Source organism: Nocardia sp. CC201C (assembly GCF_030010695.1).
In the GTDB taxonomy this organism is placed as follows: Bacteria; Actinomycetota; Actinomycetes; order Mycobacteriales; family Mycobacteriaceae; genus Nocardia; species Nocardia otitidiscaviarum.
This window is the reverse complement of the sequence record NZ_JASCXP010000433.1, coordinates 1-6,281: the sequence shown is the minus strand read 5'-3', so window position 1 is coordinate 6,281 and position 6,281 is coordinate 1. Positions and strand designations below refer to the sequence as shown.

Genomic DNA, 6,281 nt, shown 5'->3' with positions numbered 1-6,281 from the left:
CCGCTACCGCGGTTGCCGTTGCCGTTGCCGTTACTGCCCGTGCCGCCATTGCCATTGCCACCATTGTCACGGCCGTTGCCGCCGATGGTGACGAAACCATTGCCAGGGGTGGCGGGACCGTTGCCGGGAGTGGCAGGACCACCGCCCGGGGTGGCGGGACCGTTGCCGTTGCTGCCGAATCCGTTCCCGCCGCCGGACCCGCCGCCGGCGGTGAATCCGCGGGCGGGTGCGAAGCCGCTGTCCCGGCCGCCGTCCGCGTTCTCGAAGCCGTTGAAGCCCTGGCCAGCACCGGTCGGGGCTGCGGTGTCGGGTGCGGGCTGGTTGCGTCCGCCGCCGTGGGCGAGCCCCCATGCCTCGACGTCGCTGGCCTTGTACTGCTGGGTCTCGCTGTTGTCCCACTCCCGGTTCTCGCCCCAGAAGTCCACCGGCGTCGGCTCGGCGGGAGCGGCCTCCCGCGGCGTCTCGCTCGGCGGTGGTTCGACCGGCTCGCTGGCGGGCGTACGTCGCTGCGGCAGGCCGGAACTGGTGACCCCGAACCGCGGCGTGGTTTCCGGCGGATTCGGCACCGGCATCAGCCGCGGCGGTGCGATCGCCGGGGTCGCGGGCGGGGTGATCGGCGAACTCAGGTTCGTGAACTGGGTGTTCAGCGTCGCGGGCTGGCTCTGCGGATGCAGCGGCAGCGCGGGCGCGACCGGCAGCGTCCCGGTCAGCGGGTAGCTGCCGGTGCTGCTGTCGTTGCGCTCCGGCGCGGGCGAGACCAGGCTGCCCGGCAGGTGCACGCTCGCGGTGATGCCCGGCTGCGCCACCATCGCGGAGGTGCGGCGCAGGCTGACCGTGATGTTGTGCCGCTTGGCCAGGCGGCCGACCACGAAAAGGCCCATGCGGCGCGCGGTCTCGACATTGACCTCACCGCCGGAGGCGAGTCGGTCGTTGATGGATTGCAGGTCCTCGGCGTTCATGCCCAGGCCGCGGTCGGTGATCTCGATGAGGTAGCCGCCGTCCACGGCCCGTGCCACCGACACCGCCACCGGCGTGGTCGGCGGGGAGTAGCGCAGCGCGTTGTCGATGAGCTCGGCCAGCAGGTGTTCGATGTCGACCGCGGGCTCACCGGCGACGATGCCGTCGGGCACGGTGCCGATCTCGACGCGCTGGTAGTCCTCCACCTGGGACACCGACGACCACAGCATGTCCGACAGCGGTACCGGCGGCAGGTGGCCGCGGCGCAGGGCGGTACCGGCGAGCACCAGCAGGTTGTCGCCGTTGCGGCGCATGCGGGTGGCGAGGTGGTCCAGGCGGAACAGCGATTGCAGCCGCTCGGAGTCGTCCTCGTCGCGCTCCAGCTCCTCGATCAGGTTGAGCTGCTGCTCCACCAGGGATTGGCTGCGGCGGGACAGGGTTTCGAACATATTGCCGATCTGCAGGCGCAGTCGCGCCTGTTCACCGGCGAGGTGCAGCGCCTGGGCGTGGATGTCGTCGACGGCGCGGGCCAGCTGGCCGATCTCCTCGGTGGTGTGCACGTCGACCGGATTGATCTCGGGGGTGGTCCCGCCGGAGCGCACCACCTCGAGTTCCTGCGGCAGGTCGATGTGCGCGACCTGGAGGGCGTCGCGGCGCAGGCGGCGGACCGGGACGACCAGCGAGCGCGCCACCACGAGCGCGATGGCCAGACCGGCCAGCAGCATGCCGATGACGATCGAGGTGTCGCGCAGCACGTTGTTGCGGGCCTCGGTGCTCAAGGCGGCGAGATTGTCGTCGAGAGCGGCGGCGAGTCCGGTGGCTTCGCGATGGTAGGCGTCGACACTGGTGTTGATGGACTCGGTCATGGCCGGGACGGCCATTGGATCGGGCACGTTCTGCATGAGGATGCCGATCCGGGCCTGCGCGGCATCCTTGAGCGTGGTGTAGGCGGCGGCCTGCTCGGGCTGCATGCCGCGGTACACCTCGAGCATGGTGACCTCGGCGCCGATGGCGGTGAGCAGCCGGGTCCGCAGCGCCGGGTTGGTGCCCGCGCCCGGGGTGGCCAGCATGATGCGCTCCTGCGTGAGCAGGCGGCTCGCGGTCATCACGGTGCCCATCTGCAGGAACAGCTGCTGCACCCGGAGGTCGGCGACGGACTGCGAGGTCGACAGCGCGTTCTGGATCTTGCCCGAGACGGTGTCGGCCTGTTCGCCGATGGTCTGTGCCGAGCCGGTGCGCAGCGAGTTGCGCATGCTGCGGGCGATGGCGAGAGTCTGGGTCAGTTCGTCCGTGACGGCGGCGCCGGGCTTGGCGGTGCGCAGCACGGTCTCCAGGTCGGCCGCGGCCTGGTCGAACGTGGTGGTGGCGGTGTCGATGACGGGGTCGGCCGCCGGATTGCCGAATCCCGTGATGGCCGCGACTGCGAGTTCCTGTGTGGCGGACTCGAACTTGATGGTGGGGTCGAAGACCACGGCCTGTTCGGTGCCGGTGCTCAGTTGGTTGATGGTCTGCAATTCGCCGTTGATGCGCAGCACCGCGAAGGTCGAGGCTAGGAGCACCGGTAGCACCAGTACGATGCCGACCTTGCGAGTGACGGGCCAGTTGGACAGGCTGAATTGCCAGGACCGGGGTGCAGCTTCCATCCCGTTTCCGTCGCCTCCGCTTTCACGAGTGGACCCCGGGGTCGTATGCGGTTGTACGGATGTGGGGTTCAACCCGCGCGGAACCAACTAAGGGTCTTCTTTTACGGCACGCAACATACCGCGAGAAGTGTGCATCGGCAATTCGGACGACTCACCGTGACGGACTCCGAAAGTAGCTGGGCGCAACATCTTTCGAATTCGCATTCGGGCACCAGAGCCGACACGCATCACTGTCGAATAGAAAGACGCAGGTCACTCCATGGTGTCACTCGGCGTGTCGGATGCCGCCTTCTCAGTCACCTCTCAGTCGCTGCGGTCAGACTGGAGGCCATGCGCATTCTGGTAGTCGACGACGACCGCGCGGTTCGCGAATCGCTGCGGCGTTCGCTGACCTTCAACGGCTACACCGTCGACCTCGCCGTCGACGGCGTCGACGCCCTGGACAAGGTGGTCGGACAGCGCCCGGACGCCCTGGTGCTGGATGTGATGATGCCCAGGCTGGACGGCCTCGAGGTGTGCCGTCGCCTGCGCAGCACGGGTGACGATCTGCCGATTCTGGTACTCACCGCGCGGGATTCGGTATCGGAGCGAGTGGCCGGTCTCGACGCGGGCGCGGACGACTACCTTCCCAAACCCTTCGCACTCGAGGAACTGCTCGCGCGACTGCGCGCACTACTGCGCCGCACCACCGCCGATCCCGCGGATTCCTCGGAGACGATGAAGTTCGCTGATTTGTCGCTGGATCCGGTTACCCGAGAGGTGTGGCGCGGTGAAAGACAGATCTCGCTCACCCGCACCGAATTCTCACTGCTGGAAATGCTGATGGCGAATCCGCGGCGCGTGCTGACGCGCAGTCGCATCCTGGAGGAGGTGTGGGGGTACGACTTTCCCACCTCCGGCAACGCGCTCGAGGTGTACATCGGATATCTGCGCCGTAAGACCGAGGCCGATGGCGAGCCGCGACTCATCCACACCGTGCGCGGCGTCGGCTATGTGCTGCGCGAAACCCCTCCGTAGGAGTCGCGCTCGTGGGTAGAACCGTTCCGCGGCGGCCGGTGGTCGCCGGCATCGGGCATCCGGCCGGATCCTTCGGCAAGGACGCGGCCGAACTGCGCCCGCCCATGCCGCTGACCCGGTCGGTATCGCTGCGATGGCGGGTGACGCTGCTGGCGGCCTCGCTGGTGGCGGTCGCCGTCGCGGTCACCTCCATCGCCGCCTACGCCATGGTGGCGCGCTCGCTGTACGCCGACGTGGACGCACAGCTGCGCGCCCGCGCCGCGCTGATGATCGACAACAACTTCGACAGCCTCGGCTTCCAGTCCATCGTGCTGGCCGGGCTGTACTCCAGCGACGTGGGCGTGGCGCTGATCTTCCCGGACGGTGCGGATCTACAGCGCTATGTGCCGCCGCAGGCCACCAAACCGCCCATCGGCTCACAGGAGGAGGCGGTGGCGCGCGGCGAACTCGGCTTCTCGCTGCGCACCGTCGACAATCAGCGGGTGCTGGCGCGGCGCACCAATTCCGGCTCCACCCTGGTGGTCTCGCAACGGCTGCAACCCACCCGCGAGGTGCTCGACCGGCTGGCCTGGCTGCTGTTCGTGGTCGGCGGCTGCGGCGTGGTGTTGGCGGCGGCGGCCGGAACGGCGGTGGCGCGCACCGGTTTGCGTCCGGTCGCGCGGCTCACCGCGGCGACCGAGCGGGTGGCCCGCACCGACGACCTGACCCCCATCCCGGTGTCCGGTGACGACGAACTCGCCCGGCTCACCGAGAGTTTCAACACCATGCTGCGCGCCCTGGCCGAATCCCGGGAGCGGCAGCGCAGATTGGTGTCCGACGCCGGGCACGAACTCAAGACCCCGCTCACCTCGCTGCGCACCAATATGGAGTTGCTCATCGCCTCCAGCCGGCCGGGCGCGCCGCGCATTCCGGACGAGGACATGGCCGAACTGCGCGGCGACGTGATGGCGCAGATCGAGGAACTGTCCACGCTGGTGGGCGATCTGGTGGATCTGGCGCGCGAGGACGCACCGGAGACGGTGTACGAGCAGGTCGATATCGGGGATGTGGCCGAACGCGCGCTGGAGCGGGTGCGGCGGCGGCGCACCGGCATCGAATTCGACGCCGCCCTGCGGCCGTGGTTCGTCTACGGCGACGAGGCCGGATTGGAGCGGGCACTGCTCAATGTGCTCGACAACGCCGCCAAATGGAGTCCGTCCGGGGCCAAGGTCTTCGTCCGCATGACCGAGAACGGGCGCGGGCTGCTGGAGTTCACCGTGGACGACGCCGGGCCGGGAATCCCGCCCGCCGAACGGGAACTGGTCTTCGAGCGCTTCTACCGCACCACCGCCTCGCGCTCCATGCCCGGTTCCGGGCTGGGGCTGGCCATCGTCAAGCAGGTGGTCACCAAACACGGCGGCACCATCACGATCGACGGTTCCGACCGTGGCGGCGCGTTGATCCGTATCGTTCTTCCCGGGACGGGCGCACCGCCTCCGGTCACCGCTTGACCTGGCACGAATGCTCGGCGAAAAGCCAGCGCGATCTCAGTCCGCTCTCAGCCGTCGCCACCAGGCTGGTCGTCAGACTCGAGGAGAAACGAGAGATATGACCGAGGATTCGAAGGACAAGCGGAGCGATCAGTCCGAAGTGCCCGGTACCCATCCCGGTGCGGCCACCCCGGCCCCCGGCGACCCGGCCACCCGGCCGTTCGACGCCGCCGCCGACCAGCCTTCCGGCCCCGTGGACCCGACCTTCGGCCACACCCCGCCCACGCCGTCCGCCGGTTCGGTCGGGGGACCGGCGGACAGTGGCTCCGGCCCTGGTTCCGCGCTCCCGTCGAGCGGTGTATCCGCGCGGCCGTCCGGCACTCCCGCCGGGTCCACCGGCGCGCCGGGCACGGCGGCCTCCCCAGCGGACGCACCCGGGACACCGTTCGGCGCGCCGGGTGCGGATGCCGCAGCGTCGAATGCGTCCGTGACGAACGCGGGTCCGTGGAGCGTGCGGCCGTACGCGACGGACGCCACGGAGCACTTCGACGGTTTCGCCGCGGCGTCTGGGCCACACACCTCCGCGACATCGGGGGGGACCGGCGACGTACCGGGTGTTTCGGCCACGCGACAGTTCGACGATGTCTCCGGTGGACCGGCCACACGGGCTTTCGGGGACGAACTCGGTGATCCCGCCACGCGGCGGTTCGGCGGTGCGCCGGGGCAGCCGCACGGTGGCGATCGATCCTTCGGTGGGACAGTCCCTTTCGGCAGTGGGGCCACCCCGTACGGCCCCGGCACTCCGGCATACGGCGCGGCGGGGCGGGGCGCGGGCCACGATGTGTCGGGAACCGCGGAGATTCCCGTCGGTGAATCGCATCCGGCTGGGTATGCGTCGGGTATGAGCGGTAGCGGGCAGGGCGGTTTCCAATCCGGCACACACCTGACCGCCGCCATGGGTGCGGGCGGCACCGGCGGGCATGCGAGCCCCGGCGGACCGTTCGGCCCGGGCGGGCTTGGCGGCCACCCCGGGTCTGGCGGGCACGCTGGACCCGGTGGCCACCCTGGACTTGGCGGCCACGGTGAACCCGGCGGTGTCGGCGGCCCGAGTGGACTCGGCGGGCACAGCAGCCCGAGTGGACTCGGCGGGCACAGCAGCCCGAGTGGGCCTGGCGGCCCGAGTGGGCCTGGCAGC

The 6,281-nt window shown here is 69.9% G+C and carries 5 protein-coding genes; 3 read left to right on the top strand and 2 right to left on the bottom strand.

Annotated features, from left to right (window positions below; all coding sequences use genetic code 11):
- A partial coding sequence (locus tag QK444_RS30820; RefSeq protein ID WP_282785608.1) for an ATP-binding protein occupies window positions 1-2,600 on the bottom strand: 2,600 nt, incomplete at its 3' end.
- Between the two features lie 330 nt (window positions 2,601-2,930).
- Here QK444_RS30820 and QK444_RS30815 point away from each other — a divergent pair.
- Both QK444_RS30815 and QK444_RS30810 read left to right on the top strand, forming a co-directional pair.
- On the top strand, window positions 2,931-3,617 hold the full coding sequence (locus QK444_RS30815; protein ID WP_029931166.1) for a response regulator transcription factor: 687 nt from the start codon (window positions 2,931-2,933) through the stop codon (window positions 3,615-3,617).
- 104 nt (window positions 3,618-3,721) lie between these two features.
- On the top strand, window positions 3,722-5,107 hold the full coding sequence (locus QK444_RS30810) for a HAMP domain-containing sensor histidine kinase (protein WP_081872904.1): 1,386 nt from the start codon (window positions 3,722-3,724) through the stop codon (window positions 5,105-5,107).
- A 129-nt stretch (window positions 5,108-5,236) separates the two neighbouring features.
- Here the strand turns inward: QK444_RS30810 and QK444_RS30805 are convergent, their stop codons facing one another.
- Complete coding sequence (locus QK444_RS30805) at window positions 5,237-5,623, bottom strand: hypothetical protein (RefSeq protein WP_282785607.1); 387 nt, start codon at window positions 5,621-5,623, stop codon at window positions 5,237-5,239.
- A gap of 443 nt (window positions 5,624-6,066) precedes the next feature.
- Between QK444_RS30805 and QK444_RS30800 the strand changes: the two genes are divergently transcribed.
- Window positions 6,067-6,281: hypothetical protein (locus QK444_RS30800; RefSeq protein ID WP_282785606.1), on the top strand; the 215-nt coding region annotated here is incomplete at its 3' end.

Bases quoted from the DNA above. Each gene is read 5' to 3' on its own strand.
- QK444_RS30810 (WP_081872904.1), top strand. From the start codon at position 3,722: ATGCCGCTGACCCGGTCGGTATCGCTGCGATGGCGGGTGACGCTGCTG.
- QK444_RS30815 (WP_029931166.1), top strand. From the start codon at position 2,931: ATGCGCATTCTGGTAGTCGACGACGACCGCGCGGTTCGCGAATCGCTG.